This is a genomic window from Enterococcus sp. DIV0840, from assembly GCF_050527835.1.
Taxonomy (GTDB): Bacteria; Bacillota; Bacilli; order Lactobacillales; family Enterococcaceae; genus Enterococcus_L; species Enterococcus_L ureasiticus.
The window spans coordinates 2,048,677-2,075,569 of the sequence record NZ_CP172876.1 but is presented as its reverse complement, the minus strand read 5'-3'; the positions used below and the strand labels follow the sequence as shown (position 1 = coordinate 2,075,569).

General features: G+C 36.3%; 22 protein-coding genes. All 22 read left to right on the top strand.

Features of this window, described 5'->3' with window-relative positions; all coding sequences use genetic code 11:
* The first annotated feature begins 166 nt into the window (after positions 1–166).
* A complete protein-coding gene (locus tag IGL98_RS09870) occupies positions 167–4,519 on the top strand; it encodes a PolC-type DNA polymerase III (protein WP_206911342.1) in 4,353 nt (1,450 codons plus the stop codon).
* 606 nt (positions 4,520–5,125) lie between these two features.
* On the top strand, positions 5,126–5,812 hold the full coding sequence (locus tag IGL98_RS09865) for a type IV pilus modification PilV family protein (protein WP_206911341.1): 687 nt from the start codon (positions 5,126–5,128) through the stop codon (positions 5,810–5,812).
* A 23-nt stretch (positions 5,813–5,835) separates the two neighbouring features.
* Positions 5,836–6,564, top strand: coding sequence for a PulJ/GspJ family protein (locus IGL98_RS09860; protein WP_206846811.1), 729 nt, complete (start codon positions 5,836–5,838; stop codon positions 6,562–6,564).
* Complete coding sequence (locus tag IGL98_RS09855; protein ID WP_206911340.1) at positions 6,548–7,816, top strand: hypothetical protein; 1,269 nt, start codon at positions 6,548–6,550, stop codon at positions 7,814–7,816. Before IGL98_RS09860 ends, IGL98_RS09855 begins: the two co-directional genes overlap by 17 nt.
* A gap of 15 nt (positions 7,817–7,831) precedes the next feature.
* Positions 7,832–8,581, top strand: coding sequence for a hypothetical protein (locus tag IGL98_RS09850; protein ID WP_206911339.1), 750 nt, complete (start codon positions 7,832–7,834; stop codon positions 8,579–8,581).
* A gap of 35 nt (positions 8,582–8,616) precedes the next feature.
* Positions 8,617–10,374: a GspE/PulE family protein gene (locus tag IGL98_RS09845; protein ID WP_206846814.1), complete on the top strand. Its 1,758-nt coding sequence runs from the start codon at positions 8,617–8,619 to the stop codon at positions 10,372–10,374.
* 24 nt (positions 10,375–10,398) lie between these two features.
* Entirely contained in the window at positions 10,399–10,875 is a 477-nt protein-coding gene (locus IGL98_RS09840) for a hypothetical protein (protein WP_206846815.1), read from the top strand.
* Positions 10,818–11,525 carry a PilT/PilU family type 4a pilus ATPase gene (locus tag IGL98_RS09835; protein ID WP_206846842.1) on the top strand — a complete coding sequence of 236 codons (708 nt, stop codon included), beginning with the start codon at positions 10,818–10,820 and terminating at the stop codon, positions 11,523–11,525. The genes IGL98_RS09840 and IGL98_RS09835 overlap by 58 nt, the downstream gene beginning before the upstream one ends.
* 2 nt (positions 11,526–11,527) lie before the next feature.
* On the top strand, positions 11,528–11,713 hold the full coding sequence (locus IGL98_RS09830; protein ID WP_242590035.1) for a hypothetical protein: 186 nt from the start codon (positions 11,528–11,530) through the stop codon (positions 11,711–11,713).
* Positions 11,692–12,738, top strand: coding sequence for a type II secretion system F family protein (locus IGL98_RS09825; protein WP_242590034.1), 1,047 nt, complete (start codon positions 11,692–11,694; stop codon positions 12,736–12,738). The genes IGL98_RS09830 and IGL98_RS09825 overlap by 22 nt, the downstream gene beginning before the upstream one ends.
* 86 nt (positions 12,739–12,824) lie before the next feature.
* On the top strand, positions 12,825–13,301 hold the full coding sequence (locus tag IGL98_RS09820) for a type IV pilin protein (RefSeq protein ID WP_206846817.1): 477 nt from the start codon (positions 12,825–12,827) through the stop codon (positions 13,299–13,301).
* 109 nt (positions 13,302–13,410) lie between these two features.
* Positions 13,411–14,193, top strand: coding sequence for a prepilin peptidase (locus IGL98_RS09815; protein ID WP_206846818.1), 783 nt, complete (start codon positions 13,411–13,413; stop codon positions 14,191–14,193).
* A 24-nt stretch (positions 14,194–14,217) separates the two neighbouring features.
* The gene (gene pilM, locus IGL98_RS09810) at positions 14,218–15,258 is read left to right on the top strand and encodes a type IV pilus biogenesis protein PilM (RefSeq protein WP_206846819.1); all 1,041 of its coding nucleotides are present in this window, start codon (positions 14,218–14,220) and stop codon (positions 15,256–15,258) included.
* A 6-nt stretch (positions 15,259–15,264) separates the two neighbouring features.
* Positions 15,265–15,903 carry a hypothetical protein gene (locus IGL98_RS09805; RefSeq protein ID WP_206846820.1) on the top strand — a complete coding sequence of 213 codons (639 nt, stop codon included), beginning with the start codon at positions 15,265–15,267 and terminating at the stop codon, positions 15,901–15,903.
* Positions 15,900–16,490, top strand: a complete 591-nt coding sequence (locus IGL98_RS09800; protein ID WP_206846821.1) for a hypothetical protein — start codon at positions 15,900–15,902, stop codon at positions 16,488–16,490. The genes IGL98_RS09805 and IGL98_RS09800 overlap by 4 nt, the downstream gene beginning before the upstream one ends.
* 18 nt (positions 16,491–16,508) lie before the next feature.
* A complete protein-coding gene (locus IGL98_RS09795) occupies positions 16,509–18,776 on the top strand; it encodes a pectate lyase-like adhesive domain-containing protein (RefSeq protein ID WP_206911338.1) in 2,268 nt (755 codons plus the stop codon).
* Positions 18,777–18,818: 42 nt separating this feature from the next.
* Positions 18,819–20,489, top strand: a complete 1,671-nt coding sequence (locus IGL98_RS09790; protein ID WP_206911337.1) for a hypothetical protein — start codon at positions 18,819–18,821, stop codon at positions 20,487–20,489.
* 381 nt (positions 20,490–20,870) lie between these two features.
* Positions 20,871–21,314 (top strand): cell division protein ZapA, encoded by a 444-nt coding sequence (gene zapA / locus IGL98_RS09785; RefSeq protein WP_170922941.1) that lies wholly within the window; start codon positions 20,871–20,873, stop codon positions 21,312–21,314.
* A gap of 17 nt (positions 21,315–21,331) precedes the next feature.
* A complete protein-coding gene (locus tag IGL98_RS09780; RefSeq protein ID WP_206846824.1) occupies positions 21,332–21,880 on the top strand; it encodes a CvpA family protein in 549 nt (182 codons plus the stop codon).
* Positions 21,881–21,921: 41 nt separating this feature from the next.
* Positions 21,922–24,288 (top strand): endonuclease MutS2, encoded by a 2,367-nt coding sequence (locus IGL98_RS09775; protein WP_206846825.1) that lies wholly within the window; start codon positions 21,922–21,924, stop codon positions 24,286–24,288.
* 185 nt (positions 24,289–24,473) lie between these two features.
* Positions 24,474–24,788, top strand: a complete 315-nt coding sequence (gene trxA, locus IGL98_RS09770; protein ID WP_206846826.1) for a thioredoxin — start codon at positions 24,474–24,476, stop codon at positions 24,786–24,788.
* A 101-nt stretch (positions 24,789–24,889) separates the two neighbouring features.
* Positions 24,890–26,689, top strand: coding sequence for an excinuclease ABC subunit UvrC (gene uvrC / locus IGL98_RS09765; RefSeq protein ID WP_206846827.1), 1,800 nt, complete (start codon positions 24,890–24,892; stop codon positions 26,687–26,689).
* The last annotated feature ends 204 nt before the right edge of the window (positions 26,690–26,893 follow it).

Here is a 26,893-nt window from a genome sequence, read left to right as displayed (position 1 = left end):
CTTATCAAGTTATCCAGCTAAGAGCTGAGAGTTTTAAATAGAGTAAGTTTTTTTGCTAATATTTTGAAAAAGAGTAAAAATAGGGAAGAAAAAGACCTTTATCTTATTTTCAGTCCAGTCAGAACTGGAAGAGCGCATTCCGCTTTTATTAAAAGGAGGTTCATCAGTGGCAGACAAGGCACAAGAGTTATTTGCAAAGTTGGTTGATCAAATTCAATTAAATGAACAAGAGCGGCAGCATCCACTCATTCAACAAGGTAGAATTGACAAAGTTGTCGTTCATCAACAAAGCCGCTTATGGGAATTCCATTTAGGATTCACTGAAATATTACCGGTAATGCTGTATCAATCGTTTATGCAGCAATTAGAACTTGCTTTTCAGCAAATTGCAGGAGTATCTGTAAAAATTTCAGCGGATAAAAATGAATTTACAGAAGAACAATTGACGGATTATTGGCAACTAGCATTATTGAATAGCCAATGTGATACGCCTCTAGTTCAGCGAGTGATCAAAACACAAACTCCAGTCATTGAAGATAAAAAAATTATTTTACCCGTTGATAATGACGCTGTTATTCCTTATTTAAAACAACAATATTTACCAATCATTGAAGAGCTTTATTTCAACTATGGTTTTCAAAAATTTCATATCGAACCTAAAATGGATGAACAGCAAGCTAAACGTGTGCTGGCATTATTTGAAGAGCGCAAGCAGGAACAAGATGCTGCATTCCAACAACAAGCAGCTGAATCGCTTATTAAACATGAACAAAAGAAGAAACAACAGCAGCAACAAGGTCCAGCCCTTGAAGGACCGATTCGTCTTGGTCGAAATATACCAAATGATGAACCAATCATGCCGATGGGCAATATTTTAGAAGAAGAACGTCGGGTAACGATCGAAGGCTTTGTTTTTGATGTAGAAGTGCGGGAATTACGTTCTAAACGGAAAATCTTGATTTTAAAGATTACCGATTATACATCATCATTCATCGTTAAAAAATTCTCAAATGGTGAAAAAGATGAACAAATCTTTGATGCGATTCAAAAACATAGCTGGGTGCGGGTTCGTGGAAGTATTCAAGAAGATACTTTTATGCGAGATCTAGTTATGAACTGTCAAGATTTGATGGAAGTCAAACATGCGCCGCGCAAAGACTATGCACCAGAAGGCGATAAACGTGTCGAGCTTCATTTACACAGCAATATGAGTACGATGGATGCAACAAACAACGTTGCTGATTATGTCGCTCAAGCGGGTAAATGGGGACACAAAGCGATTGCTATCACCGATCATGGTGGAGCGCAAGGATTTCCAGATGCTCATAGTGCTGGAAAAAAAGCTGGCGTTAAAATTTTATATGGTGTTGAAGCTAATGTCGTAGATGATGGTGTGCCGATTGCGTATAACGAAGCACATATAGAATTAAGTGAAGCAACTTATGTTGTATTTGACGTGGAAACAACTGGATTGTCAGCTGTTTATGATACGATCATTGAGCTCGCTGCTGTTAAAATGCATAAAGGAAACATTATCGATACATTTGAACAATTTATCGATCCAGGTCATCCATTATCTCAAACAACTATTAATTTAACTGGGATTACAGATGAGATGGTCCGAGGCTCTAAATCAGAAGAAGAAGTGCTTCGTTTATTTAGAGAATTTTCAAAAGACACGATCCTTGTTGCCCACAATGCATCCTTTGATATGGGCTTCTTAAATACGAGTTACGGAAAATATGATATCCCAGAAGCGGAAAATCCGGTTATCGATACGCTTGAGCTGTCTCGTTATTTAAATCCTACATTCAAGAGTCACCGTCTAAACACATTATCCAAGAAGTTTGGTGTTAACTTGGAACAACATCACCGAGCAATCTACGATTCTGAATCAACAGGACATTTATGTTGGATCTTTTTGAAAGATGCTAAAGAAAATCATAATATGAATTATCATGACGAATTGAATATGCATATTGGAGAAGGCGATTCTTATAAACGTGCCAGACCGTTCCATGCAACGATTTTGGCTACGACACAAGCAGGTTTGAAAAATCTCTTTAAGTTGATTTCAATGTCTAACATCAATTATTTTTTCAGAATTCCACGTATTCCTCGCTCTCAGTTGAGTAAATTACGGGAAGGTTTGATCATTGGTTCTGCTTGTTCCAATGGTGAAATATTTGAAGCTATGATGCAAAAAGGGGTAGAAGAAGCTAAAAATCGAGCAAAATTCTATGATTATATCGAAGTCATGCCCAAAGCTGTCTATGCGCCATTGCTAGAACAAGAATTAGTAAAAAGTGAAGCCGATTTAGAAGAGATCATTACGAATTTGGTGAAAATTGGAGATGAATTAGAGAAGCCAGTTGTTGCAACTGGAAATGTTCATTATCTAAATGAAGAAGATAGTATTTATCGGAAAATATTAGTAGGTTCGATGGGCGGGGCTAATCCATTGAATCGACATAGTTTACCTGCTGTTCATTTTAGAACAACAGACGAAATGCTTACAGCATTTCAATTTTTAGGCGAAGAGACTGCACATCGAATCGTTGTAGAAAATCCTAATGCTGTGGCTGATATGTGTGATGAAATCACCCCGGTTAAAGACGATTTATATACACCAAAAATTCCAGGTTCGGAAGATGAAATCAGAAATTTAAGTTATACTCGTGCAAAAGAGCTTTATGGTGATCCATTGCCTGATATTGTTGAAAAACGATTGAAAAAAGAATTGGATAGTATTATCGGAAATGGGTTTTCGGTTATTTATTTGATTTCACAAAAACTAGTGCATAAAAGTATGGAAGATGGCTATCTAGTTGGATCTCGTGGATCTGTGGGATCAAGTTTTGTAGCGACGATGACAGGGATTACAGAGGTCAATCCTTTGGCGCCGCATTATCATTGTATCAACTGTAAACACTCTGAATTTTTTGAAGACGGATCGTATGGTTCTGGTTTTGATATGCCAGAGAAAAATTGTCCAAACTGTGGGCAACGATTGTTTAAAGATGGTCATGATATACCGTTTGAAACCTTTTTAGGATTCCATGGGGATAAAGTACCCGATATCGATTTGAACTTCTCAGGAGATTATCAAGCTGAAGCGCACAACTATACAAAAGTTTTGTTTGGAGAAGAATATGTGTATCGTGCTGGAACCATTGGTACAGTTGCAGATAAGACCGCTTATGGATTTGTGAAAGGCTATGAGCGAGACTATAATCTTCATTTTAGAGGAGCAGAAGTCGATCGCTTAGCGAAAGGTTCTACTGGTGTTAAACGAACGACTGGACAGCATCCAGGGGGGATTATTGTTATCCCGGATTATATGGATGTTTATGATTTTACGCCAATCCAATATCCGGCAGATGACCAAAATTCTGAATGGAAAACAACTCACTTTGATTTTCACTCGATCCATGATAATATTTTGAAACTCGATATTCTTGGACATGATGATCCTACTGTTATTCGGATGCTGCAAGATTTATCAGGAATCGATCCTAAAACAATTCCGACAGATGATCCTGAAATGATGCGGATTTTCGCTGGGCCAGAAGTCCTTGGCGTGACACCTGAGCAAATTTATTCTAAAACGGGTACTTTGGGAATCCCAGAGTTTGGGACTCGTTTCGTACGAGGCATGTTGGAAGAGACACATCCTTCAACTTTTGCTGAGTTACTGCAAATATCTGGATTGTCTCATGGTACCGATGTTTGGTTAGGCAATGCTGAAGAATTGATTCGCCGAGGAGAAGCGACGCTAGCTGAAGTTATTGGTTGTCGAGATGATATCATGGTTTATTTGATTCATGCAGGTTTAGATAGTGGTATGGCCTTTAAGATCATGGAGACGGTACGTAAAGGACTTTGGAATAAAATTCCTGATGAATTAAGAGAAGAATATTTGACGGCAATGAAGGAAAATAATGTACCAGATTGGTATATCGATTCTTGTTCTAAAATCAAATATATGTTCCCGAAAGCCCATGCTGCAGCTTACGTTTTGATGGCGTTGCGTGTTGCTTACTTTAAAGTATATTTCCCGATTTTATACTATTGTGCTTATTTTTCTGTTCGTGCAGACGATTTTGATTTAGTTGCAATGTCACAAGGGAAAGAAGCGGTGAAAGCCCGAATGAAAGAGATTCAAGATAAAGGTCTGGAAGCCTCTACAAAAGAAAAAAATCTATTAACGGTTTTAGAACTTGCGAACGAAATGATTGAACGCGGCTTTAAATTCGGTATGATCGATTTATATAAATCAGATGCCGAGAATTTTGTGATTGACGGAGATACGTTGATTGCACCATTTAGAGCGGTGCCTAGTTTGGGACTCAACGTTGCGAAATCAATTGTAGAAGCAAGAGAGGAACCATTCTTATCTAAGGAAGACCTTGCGAGTCGAGGGAAAGTATCAAAAACATTGATTGAGTATATGACTGAAAATGGCGTGTTGAAAGATTTGCCAGATGAAAATCAATTATCATTATTTGATATGTTATAAAAAAATCTTTTGAAGGTGTTTCTAAAAACGTTAAAACAAACTATGATGTTTGTTTTAACGACAACAGGAGACGCATAAGATTCTGTTAACAAGAATGTAGAGTTTTGATTTTACATGAATCAACTGGTTCAGAAGATATAGAGAAAGTGACAATAGAAAAATATGCTAAGATTTTAAGCAGTTAAGACAAAACGATTTCCGTTTTGCCTTAACTGCTTTTTCTCATTGTTTTTTAATTTTAAAGAATGGAGAATACAAAAAAATGAAAAATTTTTTTAGTGATTTAAACACCCGTTTAATTCATTTAATAATTGTAATGATAAAAAAAATGATATTAGGAATGATTATTTTAATGAGGATCAATTAATTGATTTTTGACTTAAAACTAGTTTTTTTGTTTTTGAAACCATTTTTTTCTTGAGGAAATTTTAATTTTGATATTTTAAAATAATGTTAAATTTGGTTTTTATATTTATTTTAAACAATAAAAAAAGTTATTTTATGGATTGTTAAAACTGTAATGATGTTTTATAGTTCTATAGTTGTAAGGATATTATAGTTTTGTTTTAAGTTTTATATGTTATTTATACAGAAGGGGTCGCTTTGATGATAAAAAATGAAGATGGCTTGACCTTGATAGAAGTTTTAGTAGCAGTTGTTATATTAGGAACGTCGTTTATGTTGTTAGCGTCAATGTTGGTTCGAAATCAGCAAATGATCGAATTGAACGAAAAGAAAAAAGAAGCACAATATATTCGAGATGAACTTCGTGAATGGATCGGTTACCGGGCGCAAACGCAAGACTTAGCTGGATTAAATCAATATGTGTTCAGCGTAAAGGATAGTGAGAGACTAACGAACGATCAAAAGATAAGAAGAAACTATCTAATTCTCGATAATTCAGGAATTCAGACAAATAGCGGCAATGTTCCTATTTACGGTGAGCATGAGATTGATTTGACTGACAGAGTAGATAAGACGAATGAGACAGAGAATAAACAACAAGAGCGAAAAATCGAGTATAACTATCCAGATAAAGCAAGATTACTCCCTGAGAAGTGGAAAGATGCAGATGAAGGCTCTTTAGAAAAAGAAGAAAGTAATTACTTAGGCAGATATATTGGAACTGCAAATCAACATACTTATTTAGTGCTATGTAAAGTGGGTTTTAAAAATACTTCAAGCAATTATGATCCTCGCAGAGACGGTGTCGAAGTAGTCTTGGAAATTTATGATGAAAAAACGGGACAATTAATAACGGAAACCCTATTTAATTGGGTAATCACTTATTAGCGATGAAATTGAAGGAGAAAAATATGAGCAAGATTCTGAGAGATGAAGACGGATTAACATTAGTAGAAATGATTGCGACCTTAGCAATTTTTTCAATCGTGATTCTATTTTTTGGAGCGATCATCAGCAGTATCGGTAAAGCATTTTCGATTCAAGGACAAAAAGTCGAGTTTCAGCAAACCGCAAATGATATCGTAGCTCAAATAAATCAACTATCGAAAAAAAAAGGACTTTACGAAAAAGCTGGCTACTTGGGAAAGTTTCCTACAACAGCTTCATCAGAAAAACCTTGGCAGAAAGATCAAATCATTAGTGTTTTCGATTCGGAAGTAGCTAGTCAAAAACCAATTGCTTTAACAGAACCAGGGAAAAATAAAATTGGACTAACTGATATATTAGATGCCACAAAAGATAGTGGGAAAAATTCAGAAGCACGTTTCTATCGTTTAAAAAATCAAGACTATAAAATCAAAATTTTTCAGCAGAAAAACAAAAATGAATCCTTAAAAACACAATTTAAGACGCCAAATTATCGAGATACCTTTACGATTCAAACCAGTGTGACGATCTTATTTTATAAAGGAACGATCGATTTTAATCGCTATGTTCAAAATGGGGAAATAAATGTATCTGGAAAAGGCGGCGTCGAAGAAAAAGAAGCTGCAACTATTTTATATAGTCGAAAAGCAGAATTTACTTATCGTGATGAGCTAAAAGCAAAAGGAGAGATTCCCGGTGAAGGCAGATGGTAAAAAACTGAAAAATGATGAAGCAGGTTATGCTTTGCTTTATGCACTGGGAGCGATCCTAATTGTAAGTCTTGTAATGATGGGGATTTTTCTGAAGGCGAGAAAAAATTTTTTGCAAATAAATGCGGTGGATCAATTGGCAAAAATGAAGGATGTAAAAGAATATGCTTTGCAAGAAGCCTCAATGACGATCAAAAAAACGATTGAAACAAAACTATCCGGAAACATTGAATTAGGACTGGATAAAACAGTTTTAACAAATAAAATGTCTGAGGTAACGAACGAATTGAAAAATCAGCCAATTAAAAAAAGCAATATTGGCAAGCAGCATGATTTTTCATATACTGTAAAGGTTTCTAATCCAACTGTTTCGATCATCAATCCATATAAATTTATCTCTGAGAACAGCGATGCTAGTGGTTGGATACCAATGGATGCAAGTGATTCTAAAGAGGGAATAGTCAACACGAATACTACCTTTCAATTAGAGGTTAAAGTGGAACAAACTGGAAAAAATGGACAGAAAAAAAAAGCATCGTCTAAAGGAGACTATGTGTATGAGTTTCAATGGACACAAGGCCAGCAGGATGCGGCAACTTTAAAATTAGATGCTTGGAGGTATGTTTATTACCAACCATCACTTGCTGACGGAGATGAACTGATTACAGCCGATACCTGGATTCGTAAAATGGATCGTATTTATCGTTATCAATCCAATCAACCACTATTTCCATATTCAGAATATTTCAACAATTATGAAACAAGTTACGGTCGGTCCAATAATTTCTTAGTAGATCTTCAAGATGGTACTTTTTTGAATTTTTGGAAAGGCACCAATTCAGTTATATATAAAGATTTAAACATTGCGGGTTCTTTTTTATTAAAAAATGGTGTGCTGTTGAGTGGGAAAAAATCGATTATAGCGAAAAATATAATGGCACTGCGTAATGACGAAAACCTAACACAAGAGATAAATGCCATAAAAAATCTTAATATCAGAGCAGATGTAGGGGTGTACGTCAATATTGATGTAAGTAATTCAACGAATAAGAACGCAGGTTTTTATGTGGATAACGACTCATACGAGATAAAAACGCCGAATTTATTGGTCAACAATACTGGATCAGCTAAAACAGATCAAGGATTTTTCTTAACCAAAGGAGAAATTACTTTAGAAAAAGAGACAACAGGCAATCCGTCGATCAATTTTGGTGAGTATGCCAGTGATGCAAAGATCAATAATCCAATTGATTAGTTTTGGGATCAGTTTATGAACGGCGGTTTTGTTATTGCGGGCTCTAATGTTTATTTAACACCCCCAAAAAATAATATTAAGATTGACGGTGTCTCTATTACTGGTGGGAAAAATGATAAACGGAGGATTCAAATAAAAGAGGGTAATTTTATGTTGACCACGGCCTCCCTGATGAATCAAGGGGAAGAAACCTTTGCGTACGCAGATAAAGGTACATTTATATCGAAAGCAAGACCACCAGCCTTATTAGAGTTAGAAGGCAAAGAAACCTCACTGACTGTTGAAAATGGCGTCAGTTTTATTGATGCGCCAAAAATGAAAAGAAGAGGTTCTAATACTAAGAAGGTAACCTATTACAACGATAAAAAATACTGGAATACCATTCGGTTGAAAGACCGTAGCCGTTTGGACTTAGGGGTAGCTGGGATTGAACCTTTTAATCTTGAAACTCAAGCAAAGACCACGATTTCAATGAAACTCCTTCCTAATCTTGAGCTTTTTGATACAACATTTATCAAAGAAGGCTTAAAAAAAGGGAAGGAAACAATCAAAGGCAAACTGATCATTCAAGTTGCGACAGAAGAAGACGGTGATTTGTTAATACAAGAATTAGGAAAAGAAGTGCCGATTGAAGCAAGCGACGAGAGTAAAGCAAAAGATGGTGTTGTAACAATCGTAAAACCAGCACATGGTATAGTACCCGAAAATAATTCCCAATGGATCATCCAGCGAGTATTTGATTATACCAACAATGAAAGCTATTAATCATGATGATTATAAAGTAAAGGAGAGAGGCACTGATGGAAGAAAAAAAAGTACGCAGAAGGAAAAAAGTACGACCGCCGTTAGGAGAAAGATCACAACCTAGCCAATCTTCCCAAAATCGAACTGTCGATGAAAATGGTCTTTTAGCAATTGCTGTGAAACAAAAATTATTAACGAAACAGCAAGCCGAAGAAATCAAAGAGCAGATCACTTCAACAAACTCAGTTGAAAAAGTTCTGCTGGATCAGCATCACGTCGATGAAACTCAATTGATGAAACTCCAAAGCGTACAGACTGGAATCCGAATCATTGATTTATTTACGGTGGAAAGAGAAACGGCTGTCCTTGAGTTAGTACCGAAAAAATTTGCCCAAAAACATCAGCTATTTCCTGTGAAAAAAAGAAAAGGGCGTCTTGTAGTAGCGATGGTCAATCCGATGGCCTATGACGTTATTAATGAATTACGATTGATAACAGGTATGTCGGCCTTGCCTTATTTTGCTTCATCATCTGACATCAGGCAAATGATTACAGAACATTATCCAGAAGATTTGATGTTGGAAGAATGGTTGCAGGACGCAACGGACGATATCGCTATTGGAGAAACTCAGTCAACGAATACGCTATTAGAAGACGACTCACCGATCATCAAATTGGTCAATTCACTGCTTCAGGCTGCTGTAGACAAAAAAGCCAGTGATATTCATTTTGATCCACAAAAAAAAAGTTTGAACGTCAGAATTCGTGTTGATGGAGAATTAGTTGAACTAAATCAGTTACCTAAAAACGTTCAACAGGCAGTAACATCTCGTTTAAAAATTATTTCTTCTTTAGATATCACTGAAACAAGACTGCCTCAAGATGGCCGTGCGCAAATCCAAAGTGGCCGCCGAATGGTTGATTTGCGCGTGTCCATTTTACCGACGATTTATGGAGAAAAAGTTGTTATTCGGATCATTGATATGTCATCAGGTTTAAGAGGACTTGATGAATTTAACTTTGATAAAGATGTATTAAGTGGAATTAAAGAGTTATTAAAGCAGCCTCATGGTATTTTTCTTGTAACAGGACCCACAGGTTCAGGGAAATCATCGACTTTATACGCTGCATTAAATGAATTGAATCAGCCTAATGTCAATATCATTACAGTAGAAGATCCTGTAGAGTACCAGTTAGACGGTGTTAACCAAGTTTTGGTCAATAGTGACATTGGCTTAGACTTTGCTGCAGGTTTACGTTCGATTTTACGTCAGGATCCAAATGTTGTCATGGTAGGAGAAATTCGTGATGCGGAAACAGCAGAAATTGCGATTCGAGCTTCAATGACAGGTCATATGGTCCTAAGTACATTGCATACCAATGATTCAATTGCTACAGTCAGCCGATTAATCGATATGGGGGTAGATTCATTTTTAGTGGCAAATGCGTTAACTGGTGTTCTCTCACAACGATTAGTTCGTACGATTTGTCCTAACTGTAAAGTAGAAGAACCTGCAACAATTGAAGAAATTGAATTTTTAGAAAAAAATAATGTATATGTCGACCAACTTTATAGAGGAACGGGCTGTAAAAAGTGTAATATGAGTGGTTTTAAAGGTCGAATAGCAATTCAAGAGTTGTTTATTGTCACTCCAGAAGCTCGCTTGGTGATTTCTAGAAACGGTGAAGCAAATGAATTGGTAGCGGTAGCCAAAAGAAATGGCATGAAAAAATTGTTAGATGATGGCTTAAACAAGGTTGTTAGAGGATTTACAACCATTTCAGAAGTACTGAAAGCTACAGCCGATGGATAAATTTATAAAGTAAGGAGAGAAAAAATGCAAGAAGAAATAGAATTGCTAGCGCAACAAGCAGCAAGAAGCAAAGAAGAAAGACCAGGGAAAATAAATCCTAAATTAAGACCATATAAAGAAAATTTTGATGAGTTATTGAGAGAGTCTGTTCGTAATAAGGTCTCAGATATTCATTTGACTGTAGGTTTGTCTCCTGTTTTTCGTTTGAATGGAGAGTTAGCAGAAGTCACATCTGAAGAGGTATTGACGAATAAAACTATTTCAATGTATGGACGAGTGATGTGTAATGGGGAACAATGGGCTGAATTTAAAGAACGCGGAGAAGTCGATTTGGCTTATGAGGTTAAAAATACTAGCCGTTTCCGTGTGAATATCTTTAGACAAAAAGGAAATGTTTCGATTGCTTTGCGGATCATTGCAACAAAGATTCCTGAGTTAAGTTCATTGGGAGTACCATCAGTTTTAAAAACAATGATTCAAAAAAACAAGGTCTGTTTTTAGTTACTGGGCCAACTGGATCGGGTAAGTCAACAACCTTAGCATCTATGATCGATTATCTTAACCGAACGAAAAAGACGCATATCATTACGTTGGAAGATCCAATAGAGTATGTTCACAATCATAAAATGAGCGTGATCGACCAGCGGGAGATTGGTGTAGATACTGAATCCTTTGCTAATGGCTTGCGGGCCTCGCTTCGTCAAGATCCAGATATTATTTTAGTGGGTGAATTGCGTGATTTTGATACTATTTCAATCGCACTGACAGCCGCTGAAACAGGTCACTTAGTTTTAGGAACACTTCATACAACCAGTGCTGCTGCAACAATTGAGCGGATCGTAGATGTTTTCTCACCTGAACAGCAGTCTCAAGTACGGACCCAGCTGGCAGGTGCATTAGTGGGAATCTTGGCGCAGCGCTTATTGCCTAATCGTGGTAATAACGGACGAGTAGCTGCAACTGAAATGCTGGTAAATAATAAATCCATCGCAAATTTAATTAGAGGAAATAAAACCCATCAAATCAGTAATATGCTCCAAACAGGGAAAAGCGATGGAATGTATACCATGGAAAGTTGTCTGCAACAGCTTATTTCTTCTGGAAAAGTGGATATTGATGCTGCAGAAGCGCTGCTTGGTGAGGAGGAATAGTAATGGCAATCTATTCTTATGAAGCTCAAACAATTCAGGGGAGTATAAAAAAAGGTCGTTTGCGCGCTGATAGTTTGTACGAAGCAGGTCAATCTCTAAAAAAAAAGGATTACGTTCTACGCTACTTATTGAACAAGAAGAGACGTTTGCTACCAAAGAGATTCAGTTGTTTACCAAAGTCAGTGTAAAATTGCTTGCTGAGTATTTGCAGAAGTTTTCAACGTTGATTGATTGTGGAATTTCAATTACGTCAGCTTGTGAAATGTTGGCAGAACAAGAACAGAATAAGAATTTCAAAAAGATACTACTGCAAATTTGTGAAGAAATAAAAGGTGGAGATGCGTTATCTACTTGTTACAGCAAACATCCTAATGCCTTTCCTTCAATGCTAGTAAGCATCGTGCGAGCAGCGGAAATGTCTGGAACGCTAGATGCAACCTTATTGAGAATGAGTACCTATTATGAGAAAAAAGCCAAAGCACGCGGTGGCGTGATCACTGCAATGATTTATCCAATCATCATGTTGGTTCTATCGCTTTGTGTAGGGATTTTCTTGATCGTGAGTATTGTTCCAATGTTTGTGACAGTGTTTGAAAGTTTGGATGCAGAGTTACCAGCAATCACAAAAATTACAATCGGCTTAAGTGAATTTTTACAAACAAAAGGCTGGATACTGCTCGTTATGATTGCAGCAGTTGTCATTGGTTTTAAGTTAATGATGCGTAATGCTGAGCTGAAATTTAAATGGCATAGTCTGATTTTACGGATGCCGGTTTTTGGCGAATTGATCCAAAAAAGTAATTTAAATATGATGTTGAGCACCCTATCGACATTGTTAGAAAGCTCCGTTTCTATTTCTAAAGCTTTAGGGATGTCTGCTGATGCAGTGGACAATTTATATATCAAGCAACTCATACATCGTTGTCAGGCAGAAGTTGAAAAAGGCGGTTCACTAAGTGACGTTTTCAGCAAAGATAAAGTCATTCCGCCACTAGTAACTCAGATGACAATCGTCGGTGAGTCGACAGGTTCACTGGAAAGCATGTTGAAGAAATTAAGTAACATGTTTGAAGAAGAAGTAGAAATGTTAGGTGAGCGGATCAAGTTGATCATGGAACCAATAACGATCATCGTGATTTGTGTAATTGTTGGGTTGATAGTTTCAGCGATTCTGTTACCGATGTTTTCTATGTATGATGCGGTACAAGGCTAATCAGAGGATGACACATAAATAGTGACTATTTATGTTTATCATAAAAAAACGTACATAAAAATTGTACACAGAGAGGAGAAACAAAAATGTTAAAAAAAATATTGAAGGATGAGCGAGGACTTTCTCTAGTTGAGTTACTTGCAGTTGTAGTAATCATGGCGATTATTGCGGGAATTGGAGCGGTTGCGATTTCTAGTGTTATTCAGAAGAATAGAGAGGATGCAGGTATTTCAAATGTGCAGTCTTTAATGCAATCAGCGAATCTATATCAAATGTCAGAAAAAGACGCTCCGATAACTACTGCTGGTGGTAGTGTTAATGCAAAAACTCTTGAAGAGAAGAATTATATTTCACAAATTGGTTTTTTATCAAATGGAGAAGGTGTAACATTTAAAGCTAATAGTGACGGTAAAATTTTGATGACTATTGAGGGAGAAATATTGTCAGCGGGTTCTAAGAAAAATGTGAAAATAACAGACGTAACTGAAGATCAAGTTGCAAAATTGACAAGAGATGAGCTTTGGAAAACTGGTATTGGATCTAGCACTCCTCCAGCGAGCTAATCCTTAATACAAGTAGTGTAAAATTTAGGAGAAGGAAAGTTTTCCTTCTCCATTCATTTTTAAGAGATAGTTACCTTGTGTCTCAATAATAAATAAAAGTGGGATTAGGATGGAAAATCTACCAACTATTTACGAATACCTATTCTTTTACATATTCATATTCACCCTAGGAACATGTCTAGGTTCTTTTTATCTATTGATCGGTCAACGAATTCCTCGAGGGGAGGATATTGTAAAGAAACGTTCCCACTGTGAAAATTGCAATCACACCTTAGCTTTCTGGGAATTAGTTCCCGTATTTTCTTATATTCTTTTAAAAGGAAAATGCCGCAACTGTAATAAGAAAATCGGTATTGTTTACATAGGTTTTGAGTGTCTATCTGGTATCTTATTTACATCGTCTGCATTTCTATTAAGAACGAGCAACGAAACCTTAGTTGCGTGGACGCTATTATCATTATTACTAATTATTACCGTAACGGATATCACGGCACAAAAAATTCCCAATAAGGTGTTGATACCATTTTTCATTTTAGCAATCATCGAGCGATTCACTGTTCAGCAATTAAACCCATGGTGGTTTGCACCATTAGGTTTTGCCGTTGGTTTTGGGGTTCTTTTCCTGCTAGCACTTTTAAGTAAAGGCGGCATGGCTGGCGGCGATATAAAATTATTCGCTGTGTTAGGCCTATTTTTAGGACCAATCTACATATTGATAACGCTGGTTTTAGCGAGTGTTTTAGCGTTAGTTTACAGCATTGGTGAGATGATTATCAAGAAAAAATTAAGAAAGCACATTCCTTTTGGTCCTTTCATCGCACTAGGCAGTTGGCTTGTATACTGTTATGCGACGGGGCAATTGAATTATGCTTTTTCACTATTCTTTGGTTAAAAAATCTAGATAAATGGGGCAGAAATGGAGGAGACGATCATTTTAAAAAAAGGATTGAAAACTGTCGTTGGTTTGGATATTAAAAAAAATGTGATCCGTTTTGTAATCTTAAAAAGTACTAATCCGTTGGTTATCCACAAAAAAGGAGAAATTGTTTTAAAATCCAGTATTTTTAAAAATGGAAAACTGGTGAATAAACAAATGCTGCTGGAAGGAATCAAGCAATTATTTAAAGAACATAACATCAAAAATCCTCATGTTGTTTTTTCAGCGTGTAATCATGAGTTGCTGATTAGAAGTATTCCAGAAAATGGGATGCGAAATGATAAGGAAGTCAAAAAATATTTATTTTTGGAATTGGGAGAATCTATTTCTGTTCCGTTTGAGCAACCAACATTTGACTTACTAGTATTTGAAAAGCAAAAAGCACGTCAGAAAAAGAAAGTACAAAAAAAAGCTGCAAAACAAAAAGTAAAAGCAACGAGGCGCGATCGTATGGTTGTGGATGGCGAAATATACTTTGTCGCAACCTCTGAACCAACACTGATCAGCTTAGGTGACGGTATCCAGCAAGCCAGCGGGATTCCTAGTGCAGTGGATCTGAATTCTTTAGCATACACGCGCGCCATCAGCAGAAATATTAAGTGGTCGGATGTCTTATTATTGATCGAGGTTGATTGTGGTGTAGCGACTTTTACAATATTTGAAAACCATATTCCAATATACAGCCAATACGAAGAATATAATGTAGCCAATTGGAAATATATAGAAGATAACAATGGAGAATACAAAGTAGAATTTCATAAAGACAAAGAAGTGGAAGCTTTATCTGATTTAGCGGATGTAACTAAAAATATTCTTTATTACTATAGCAATACACTGGCAATTGGGAAAAAAATCAGCAAAATTTATCTGGTAGGAGAGCATCCTTTACTATTTAAAGAAGTGGTTAAATCAATGGAAACCAGAATCGATAGTCCTGTGGTTGCAGTCAATACAGAAAAACGTTATGAAATTCCTTCAAAATATCTATTAGCAGCAGGCCTTGCCATGAAAGGAGTGTAAGTACGTATGAATATTAATTTATTGCCGGATAAATTTTATAAAAATCAAGCTTCACTTTTTTTGATTATCCTTTTTCTTGTGTTAACAGGAGTTGGTGCTGCAGGCCTTGCAACAATATATTTAGTAACACAGCAGGAAGCAAAAACGTTGGAAGAATCTGTACAAACCCAAAAAATGGAGCAGGCGCAATTAATGAGTCAGATTTCAAATCTAAAAAAAGAACAGTCTGAAGAAGTTCAACAATATTTGACTGAGTTGAAAGGTAAACAAGTACTATTCGCTGATATGGCAAAAAATTTAGATGAAGTGGTCATAAAATATAACCAAACAATCGAAACGTATCAAATTGCCATTCCTTTGCTTGAAGTCGCAGAAAATGAAGCTGTTGCAGTCCCCCCGAAAGAAGAGCTGACAACAGAAGATGGACAAGAAGTGATTCAATTTGATTTGACGATCAAGGGACCAAAACTATCCGATATTGGTGCATTAACTGAAGCGCTAAGCCAAATCAAATGGGTTAATAAAGCAACTTTTTTATCTTCCTCATTTGAAGAAGATTCTGGTGATAAATTTGAATCAGTCATCCAATTACATATGCTGAAAGAAAAATTACCTTCAATCGACAGAGGAGGGAAAAACAAATGAAGACTATCATCTTCACCAAAAAGCATATTGTTATGTTTGTAGTATTCTTTTTTCTTTTTCTACTTATGATTGTTTTAGGCTGGTTTATGGGTTTCTCTCCTAAGCAAGAGGAGGTCGGGAAAATCAAACAAGAAATCGTAAAAACGGAAAAGGAAGCTGCTGCATTGCATCAATCGAGAAAATCGTTAGAAGGTAAGAAGAACCTGCTTGATTCTACGATCGTTAATGAACTACCTCGATTTTCCAAAGGAATTCAAATTCAAGAATATCTGACAGGATTAGAACAAAAAGTAGAAAAAAATAGAATTAAATTAAAACAAATCACGGCGGAAGATACACTACTTTTTTCTTCCCCAAATGATCAGACAAAGAAGGTCTATTCAAGTAAAATCGTCTTAGAATTTAGTACAGCAGGTAAACAAGAATTCGTGGATTTTATCCATAATTTAGAAAATGATCAGCGTTTTATTAAAGTAACCGATTTTAGCTACAAGAGTTCCTCAGAAGAGGGAAATGCTACCACATTTGATTTCACCCTGTTATTTAATATGTATTATTTAAATGTCAAAGAGGAATCAAAAGAGTAAGGAAAGGAGGAGAAAGTGATGAAGAAGAACACCATGAGAAAAAGAATCGGTTTGGGAATAGGTAGTCTATTATTCATTGTATGTATGTTTTTTTTGAGCTTTCAAGTCTATTGGTTTTTTCGTGATTTTGGAAAAAACAAGTACACTCTAAACGTTGAAGAATATGTTGATCCAGAGATGAAAGAAAAGGTTGGAATGGTTATCGAACTAGGGATAAATAATCCCGAAGAAGAAACGATCACGTTAAAATCAAAGAAAAATCAATTAATTACCCCAGAAACTTTGGAGGCAGTAAAAGCAGACGGTATGGAAATTTTAACAACGGAAGTACCAGATAACGATGGGGTAAAAATCAAAATAAAAAAATCAAATAAACAAACAACCCTTAAAATTCCGTTTCCTATTGTTCGAGACAGCAAAGATAATATTGAAATTTATCGACAAAAGCGCAAAATCAAATCAGTGGATATAAATTACACTGCACCTAAAGAAAAAACTGAGACATCTTCACTAACGGCAAATCCAAAAATGTATGCAATAGCAGGCTCCATTGCTTCAACCAATAGTTATGAGATGTTTAGTTCACCTTCAATTGTACAAATTCAGAACTTTGCTCCGTCTTCCACTAAAAAAATCGTTACAACTTATCAGCAATTGATTGCTGCGATCAAAGATACATCGACTGATCATATTGAATTTGGTGCAAATATTTCAGGGACTACTGCGTTGCCAGAAATCAATCGGTCATTAATGATCGATGGAAAGAATTTTACTTTTACTACTGGTACAGGTAATAACCGCTCATTTCAATTAGGGTCAGCTAAACGGTATTTTGTCGTAAAAAATATGAAGGTTAATAGTAAAAATAACAGTGGTTTGATCCGAAGTACACAAGATGGCTGGACAATTTTAACTGAAAATATTCAAAATACTTACTCAAATAGTGCCGGAACCTTTATTGATGCAGCAAAATCTTATTTAGTGATGAAAGGTCAAACCCAGTGGAATTCTGGTACTACAGGGAATCATGTTGTGAATGCCAAGGAAATTTTGATAACTGAGCAGGCTCAGATTAGCATTGAAGGTAAAACGTCAGTAATCAGGATGCATCCAGGAAATAGAATCAATACGGTTTTTGTCATCGAAAAAGGTTCAAAACTTACACTTCATAGTAGAGAAGGGCAAGCTATTTATGCAAACACTCAAGGGTACGTAAATAAAGTTCATTTTGAAGCTAGGGATGAGGGGACAGTTCTTAACGCTACATCAAATGGAGCACTAACCGATTATTATGGTGCAACTGTTTCCTTATGCGGTTCATCTAATAACAGTTCTGAGACAACTAAATCAGTAATAAAAGTAACGAGTGGAGCAAAACTTAACATTCATAGTTTGGGCCAAACAAATAATAAGCACAGAGCACAACCAGCAATGATCAATCAAGTTACAGACGGTAATTTTTACGTTGATGGAAAAGGTTCTGAACTAAATTTGACTTCTGAAGGAGAAAGTAACAACATCGGTGCGGTGCTTCGCTTTCGATTAGTTGGGGGTCAGACATTTCTTATCACCAATAAAGGGAAAGTCTCGATAACCAAGAAGCATGGGTCAGCATCAGGTGTTCGCTTATATGGACAAAACAATCAGTTTTTTGTAAAAAGCGGTGGAGATCTTCAAATAAATAATCAAGCGGATAAATCTACCAATGGCGGACCAGTCAATGGCTCAGACACGGGTGGCAAACAAGGCGTTCAATTTCCTATAGACGGGTCTGGCAAAACGTCAATCTTTTCACTTGAAGGCAAGGAAAGTGAAGTTTATATCAACGCAGCGTTGGGACCTGCATTATGGACGCAAAGTGGTAGCCTTAGATTTTTAGTGGGTAAAGATACTGTATTTAGAGCAGAAGGACAAACATATTCTCAGAATAGTGGCGTGATTCAATCGGCTGGCCAAGCCGATTTTGAACTAGATCAACCGCGTTTTTATGATATAAGAAACAATCGACAAAATGGAGGACAAGTATTCTCAAACGGTTCGAATAATGGCGTGTTCAAAGCAAAAAAAGCCTATCTTTCTGTTTGGGAAATCAAAAATGGTCTTGATTTAGATCAAGATCCAGATGCGTATTGGGCACCGATTTCGTATACCTTGCAGGGACGGAATTTTGAGACGATTGTAAGTACAGATTACAAAGATGAATTCAATCAAAGTACGTATAAAGGAGCCCATAAGTATGCTCGTATGAGTGGTAATAATTCCGCTCCAATCGTGGATGAGCTGTGAATTCCAACGAATGCAGATAAAAAACTCTATGGACATGTCAGTGTGAAAGTCGGTTATGGAGACGAAACCCGTGATGCTTGGGAAAAAGAAGTTTTAGTGAAAGTTAAAATCACAAGAGAAAACAAACTACTCATGGAAAAAGAAGTTCTGAGTAAAGGATATAAAGGCGCAAAAAATTTACCAGGTGTTCAGCAATGGGATGAGACTAAACCACGAGGCGGAATATTCGTCGTGGAATTAGCTGATTTTATCAAAACGGGTGATAAAGTAGAAGTTATCAGTGCTACACGAGGCAGACATCGAGACAATTCAGAAGAACCAACGATTCTTGTTAAACCTGTCACCTCAGAGGATGTTACGCCTCCAATGGAATTAACGATCACAAAAGATTCAATTTCTGGAAAAGCAGACACGATCACAAATGCAACCAAACAAATCAAAGGTACGATTAATTTATATGACAAACAACACGATAATCAATTAGCGGATAAAGTTTATATCTTTGCAAAAGTAAACAATCAATTTTTAGAGAGTACATTGACAGAAGTAACAAGTAAGGGAAAAAGTATCGCAGATTCTAAAGCAAATTGGACAATTAATTTGCCAAAATATTTAGCACCTAATGAAAAAATAGAAATTTTTGCTAAAGATGGTAGCGAGCTTGACGATTTAAAAGATAAAGCTCAATTAAGTACCTATAGTAAAGATCCTAACGGTATCGCTGGCAATGTTATGCCATCAAGCGTTGATTATGAGAATTTTAAAGGCTATCATGATGCAGCAAAAACAAGTAAAAAAGATGAACGCTTCAAGCCAGCTAAAATAATTTCTGTAGAAGATATAATGCCAGAAGGTTTAAATTTGGAAAACTTGAAGGTTGAAGCAAGTACTAAAGAAAAAGATCCAGTAACCAATAAAGATGTTGATATCACTAGAGTTGGTAGCTTATTGACCTATTCAGGAGAAATAAGGAGTGCAAACAATAATCCATCTAAATCCAAAAAAGTTATAAGAAATGTTTGCTTCAAAACGGAAATTCCTGAGGATTTGGATACTGATACATCAGGTAGTTTTAATTTCTTTTTTGAGAAAAATGGTAAAAAAATTGCTGCGAATTATGATCAGGCATCAAGAATTTTATCCGCTAATGTAGAAAACTTAACCAAGGATGATGTAATCAGTTTCAATTTTTCTGCTAAAGTGACTGAGATTCCAGAAGGTTCACCGGAGTTTAGTTTAGTTGTAAAAGCAGAAGGGAAATCACCGAAAGAAGAGCCATTTATCCCAGGTGATTTTATTCCAGAAAATCAAAAAACATTGACAGCCGAGGCAACGATGACAAGTCCGATGCCTAAAAAAATGACAGAAGATGAATCTGAAGCGATTATTGAAGATGGTACAGCGTATGTCAGGTTATCTGTAATAAACAAACGTTTAACAGCTTACTATAGAAATGTGACGAAAATTGTTGTAAAAATTGATGGAGATAACTATAAAACATTTGATAAGACGAATGGTTTACAGGAACTATCAACCGCTGAAAAATCGGTCGTACTAGATATACCGATCGATCAGCATCGTCGAAATATTACGGCAGAATACTATTATCCAGATCCCCAAAATACTAGTAAATTACTTAAAGAAGTCACAACGTGGAATAAAAAGAGATGGAACAAAGATGTAAATGATGCACTAGATTCAGAAAAAGAGTGAGCCTTTCTAATCTTGATGCAAAATAATTATAAAATAAACAATTAAATATATTACTATTTCTGTACCCATTTCATTACAAACTGTAGACAACAGCTGCAAACAAATCTTCTGAATAGGAAGTCTGTTTGTAGCTGTTGTATTTTAAACAAAAATCAACACGAATAATTTCTCCCATTGTTTACTTGTTGTATCCTGCATGAAAGAGTGATAGATACATCGTTTTTTCAAGTGAGAATATAATAAAAGTTGTAATAATAACACTAGACCTTTAACTTTTCTATTTAGTAGCATATAATAAGAAAGGATTTATTTGAGAATACACAATGATAACTTTCATGGTACAATAGCATGTAATGGATCACTACAGGAGGGAACACTATCATGGTCAAAGAAAAAACAAGATATAAAGCTGTGATTGCCGATCATACGTATACGATCATCGGACAAGAAAGCAAACAACATATGGATTTAGTAACGAAACTAGTAAATGAACAATTAGCTGAAATCAAACATATTTCACCACAAACAAACGATGAACAAGCATCAGTATTATTGGCAATCAATGCCATTTCTGATCAATTGAAAAAACAAGAAAAAGTGCTTAATTTAGAACAAGAAGTAGCTGAATTAAAAAAACGGACAATTAGATTAGCAGAACTGGAAAACCGGATCAAACGCATCGAAGCAATCGAAGAAGAAGCTAGAGGTGTTTTGAAAAAGAACGGGCAGGAAGATGTAGAAATACATAATCATATGGAAGCTCAGCAAATCTTAAATGAAAACCGAAAGCAACAGATTCAAAGTAAAAGCACTCAAGACCAATAATCTGAGAGGATGACAGGATGTTAACACTACTTATTTTATTACTTTTCGCCATTGGATTTTATACAGGCGCTAGACGCGGACTGATTCTACAAGTTTTATATACATTCGGCTATCTTTGTTCTTATTTCATAGCTAAAACGTATTATAAGAGTTTAGCCTCTCATCTGGAATTGTTCATCCCATATCCTTCACCAACAGCTGATACTAAATTGGTCTTTTTCAAACAAGAGCTTACGCTTGATTTAGATCAAGCTTTTTACGGCGCTGTAGCGTTTTTGCTTATTTTAGCAGCAGGTTGGTTAGTTGTGCGATTTTTAGCTATCTTTGCTCACGGATTGGTCTTTGTACCAGTGTTAAAACAAGCCAATTGGCTAGCTGGCGGACTAATAAGTTTAATCGTTATTTATATCGGAGTATTTTTAGTTTTAAGTGCGTTGTCGATGTTGCCAGTTGATTCAGTCCAAAATCAATTTAAAAACAGTGGATTAGCACGATATATCATAAAAGATACACCAATTTTTTCTAAGCAAATCTATCATTTGTGGATCGAACAGATGATTAAATAGGATAAAGCAATTCAAGTATTACAAGAACAGAAGGTGAAAAAATGAATACACGAATTTTAAAAACATTAGGGTTTGATAAAGTCAAACAACTAATTTCTCAGTACGTTGTTACAGCACAAGGCTTGGAAGAAATCGAACACTTAGTTCCTATAAATGAGGCAACTAGTATTCAAGCTTGGCTAAAAGAGACTGAAGATGGTTTGAAAATCCAGCGCTTACGTGGTGGAATCCCGATTCCTAAGTTAGAGAATATTCGTCCCCACATGAAACGAATCGAAATTGGAGCTGATTTAAATGGTGTCGAATTAGCGCATATTGGACGGGTCTTATCTACAACTTCTGAAGTTATACGTTTTTTTAATGATTTACAAGACAGTGAAATTGAATTACTAAGACTTTACGCTTGGATCGAGCAACTGATCGTTTTACCTGAACTGAGTCGTAGATTGAAAGAGTCGATCGATGAAGATGGTCGAGTGACCGATGAAGCCTCTCCAGAGTTAAAAATCATTCGAAATAATATTCGTAGAAGTGAACAGACGATTCGTGAACAATTAGAGGGCATCGTCAGAGGAAAAAACGCCAAATATTTAAGCGATGCAATTGTAACGATGAGAAATGAACGCTATGTAATTCCAGTTAAACAAGAATATAAAAGTGTTTTTGGTGGCGTCGTCCACGATCAAAGTGCCTCAGGTCAAACGTTATTTGTGGAACCAAAGCAAATCGTTGATCTGAATAATCGTTTACGCCAACATCAAATCGCTGAGCGTAATGAAATTGAACGGATTTTATCAGAGTTATCAGCTGAATTAGTTCCGCATCGAAATGATATTATGCACAATGCCTATGTTATTGGGAAATTGGACTTTGTAAATGCCAAAGCTCGTTTCGGTAAAGAACTGAAAGCTGTAGTTCCGCAAATCAGTGAAGAGAATCATATTTACTTCAAACAAGCGAGACATCCGTTACTGGATCAAGATAAGGCTGTTCCAAATGACATCACGATCGGAAAAGATTATCAGGCTCTTGTGATCACAGGGCCAAATACTGGTGGTAAGACGATTACATTGAAAACATTAGGATTACTTCAATTGATGGGACAATCTGGTTTACCGATTCCAGTTGGCGAAGAAAGTCGTATGGGCATTTTTGACGAAGTTTTTGCTGATATTGGTGATGAACAATCCATCGAGCAAAGTTTAAGTACGTTTTCTTCCCATATGACGAATATCGTTGATGTGTTGAAAAAAGTGGATAGTCATAGTCTAGTATTATTTGATGAGTTAGGTGCAGGGACTGATCCTCAAGAAGGAGCCGCATTAGCGATTTCGATTTTAGATGCATTAGGCAGCAAAAGTGCATATGTGATGGCAACAACTCATTATCCCGAGTTAAAAGTATATGGCTATAATCGCGCAGGGACCATTAATGCTAGTATGGAATTTGATGTTGATACGTTGAGTCCAACTTATCGTTTATTAATCGGTGTTCCAGGGCGTAGTAATGCGTTTGAAATTTCAAAACGTCTTGGTCTGGATACAACGATCATTGATGAAGCAAAACACATTATGGACGGTGAAAGCCAAGATTTAAATGAAATGATTGCTGATTTGGAAAATCGACGTAAAATGGCTGAAACTGAATATTTAGAAGTTCGTCATTATGTAGATGAAGCTGAGCGATTACATCATGAATTAAAAGAAGCTTATGGCTACTTTTTTGATGAGCGAGAAAAGGAAATGGCTAAAGCTCGTCAAAAAGCAAACGAACTCGTATCACAAGCTGAGGAAGAGGCTGCAGGTATTATTTCAGATATTCGTAAAATGCAGTTAAGCAGTGGAAATCAAGGTGGCATCAAAGAGCATCAATTGATCGATGCAAAATCACAACTTTCAAAACTTCACCATGAAGAAGCGAAACTGGAAAAAAATAAAGTTCTGAAAAAAGCCAAAGAACAAAAGAAACTAAAATCAGGTGATGAAGTGATCGTCAACACTTTTGGTCAACGTGGAACGTTGATCCGTAAATCCAGCGATAATGAATGGCAAGTTCAATTGGGGATTTTAAAGATGACTGTTGATGAAAGTGACATGACTCCTGTTGCACCCGAAAAGGAACCAACGCAAAGAGTAACGGCTATTCGCTCAAGTGAGAGTAGTCATGTAGCAAACCAACTAGATTTACGTGGGAAGCGATATGAAGAAGCGTTAGCTGAAGTAGATCAATATCTAGATGCAGCAATTTTAGCAGGCTATCCTCAAGTGACGATCGTGCATGGCAAGGGAACTGGCGCTTTACGTACAGGTATTACGGATTACCTGAAAAATCATCGTAGTGTGAGTAGTTTTGAGTTTGCTCCAGGCAACCAAGGCGGTAATGGAGCGACGATTGTAAAATTCAAATAGGCTGCTTACCTTTAGTAAGCAGAAAACTAGTCGAATGAACAAACGAGTGATATAATGACTTTATAAATCATTATCTAGCTTCACAGACTAAGCTTTCGGGAAAATTGGATCTCAATTAATTGTTTCGATTTTTCTGTCAAGGTTTGGCGAGCCTGTTTAGCTTTAATAAGTAGGAGGTCTATACTATGACACAAGTAATTACAGACAAAGAATTTTCAACTGAAACAGATAGCGGTCTTGTTTTGATCGATTTTTGGGCAACATGGTGTGGCCCTTGTCGCATGCAATCACCGATTTTAGAACAATTAAGTGAAGAATATGATGAAAGTGAAGTAAAAATTGCGAAGATGGATGTAGATGAAAACCCAGAAACGCCAGCTTCATTTGGAATCATGAGTATTCCAACATTATTATTGAAAAAAGACGGAGAAGTTGTAGAAAAAGCCGTGGGTGTTCATTCAAAAGAACAGCTACGTGCAATGATTGACAAATATCTGTAGACATATTCTTAGGATGGAGAGTTTCTTCATCCTATTTTTTATGCCTAAGCTTGTAGAAAATGCTATAATATAATGTATCAAGAAATAAGAAAGGAAGTATTATGAACGATAGAATCAAAAATAAATTAGCATTGCTTCCTGACCAACCAGGTTGTTACTTGATGAAAGACAAAAACGGAACAATCATTTATGTTGGTAAAGCAAAAGTTTTAAAAAACCGTGTACGCTCTTATTTTAGCGGCAGCCATGATACGAAAACAGAACGGCTTGTCAGTGAGATAGAAGATTTTGAATATATAGTAACTGAATCAAACATTGAAGCATTACTTCTCGAAATCAATTTGATTCATAAAAATGATCCTAAGTATAATATCATGTTGAAAGATGATAAAAGTTATCCTTTTATCAAAATCACAAATGAAGATTACCCACGATTGTTGATTACAAGAAAAGTTTCAAAAGACAAAGCGCTATATTTCGGTCCGTACCCAGATGTTGGGGCGGCAAATGAAACAAAACGATTGCTAGATCGCCTGTTTCCTTTAAGAAAATGTCGAGTGCTACCTAAAGAAGTTTGCCTGTATTATCACATGGGTCAATGTTTAGCGCCTTGCGTTTTTGATATTCCTAAAATAACCTATACAAAAATGGTTGCAGAAATCAAAAGCTTTTTAAATGGCGGACACCCGGTTATTCAAGAAGAGATACAAAGAAAAATGAATGAAGCCGCAGAAAATATGGAATTTGAAAAGGCAGCAGAATACCGCGATCAAATCAAAGCCATCGAAACCGTTATGACACGCCAAAAAATGACAAATGCAGATTTAGTGGATCGTGATGTTTTCGGTTATGCAGTTGATAAGGGCTGGATGTGTGTTCAAGTATTCTTTATTCGTCAAGGTAAGTTGATTGAAAGAGATGTTTCGATTTTCCCTTTTTACAATGAAGAAGAAGAGGATTTCTTAACCTTTATCGGGCAATTCTACCAAGAAAACGAACACTTCATTCCAAGAGAAGTCTTGATTCCAGATAATATCGATATTGCGAGTGTAGAAGCGATGCTTTCAACGAAAGTGCTACAACCTCAACGAGGAGAAAAAAAGAAATTAGTTAAGTTAGCTGGCAAAAATGCTACCGTCGCTTTGCAAGAAAAATTCGACCTAATCGTGCGGAAACAAGAGCGAACAATTGGCGCTGTTGAAAAGCTGGGTAATGCCATGAATATACCGACACCTATAAGAATCGAAGCATTTGATAACTCGAATATCATGGGGACAGACCCAGTTTCTGCGATGGTCGTTTTTATAGATGGACGACCTGATAAAAAGGAATACCGTAAATATAAAATAAAGACAGTCAAAGGTCCAGATGATTATGCATCGATGCGTGAAGTAATCTATCGTCGCTATTCACGTGTTTTAAAGGAGAATCTACCATTTCCGGACTTGATCGTGATTGATGGAGGAAAAGGTCAAATCGATGCTGCCAAAGAAGTCTTGGATAATCAATTAGGGTTAGATATTCCAATAGCAGGATTGGCTAAAAATGATAAGCATAAGACAAGTGAACTTCTTTTTGGGCCTAATTTGGCTATTGTTCCTTTAGAAAGAAATTCACAAGAGTTCTTTTTATTACAGCGTATTCAAGATGAGGTTCATCGCTTTGCAATTACTTTTCATCGTCAATTACGAAGTAAAAATAGCTTTGCTTCTCGCTTAGATGATATAGAGGGATTAGGGCCAAAACGAAAAAAAGAGTTATTAAAGCAATTTAAGTCATTAAAAAATATAACAGCAGCGTCAGTTGAAGAGCTGAATGCGTCTGGTTTGCCGAAAAATGTTGCTAAAAATGTGTATGATCACTTGCATCAGGAAGAAACTGGTTCAAGTGAAAACTCATAATAGTCGATAGAGCAAAAAGAGGTTGGACAGAAGTGCTTATTTCCGAAGCCTTTAATTCTAGCATGTTTTATGCGTAGAAGTTAATGAGATCGAAACAAAGTGTAGTGGTTGCTTTTGCTCCCACCGTTTATCTGGATTTCTCGAAGCTGGGGTGTGACTCGTGGAGTTATGTCCCAGCTTCTTTTTATGCTATGCAAAAATTTT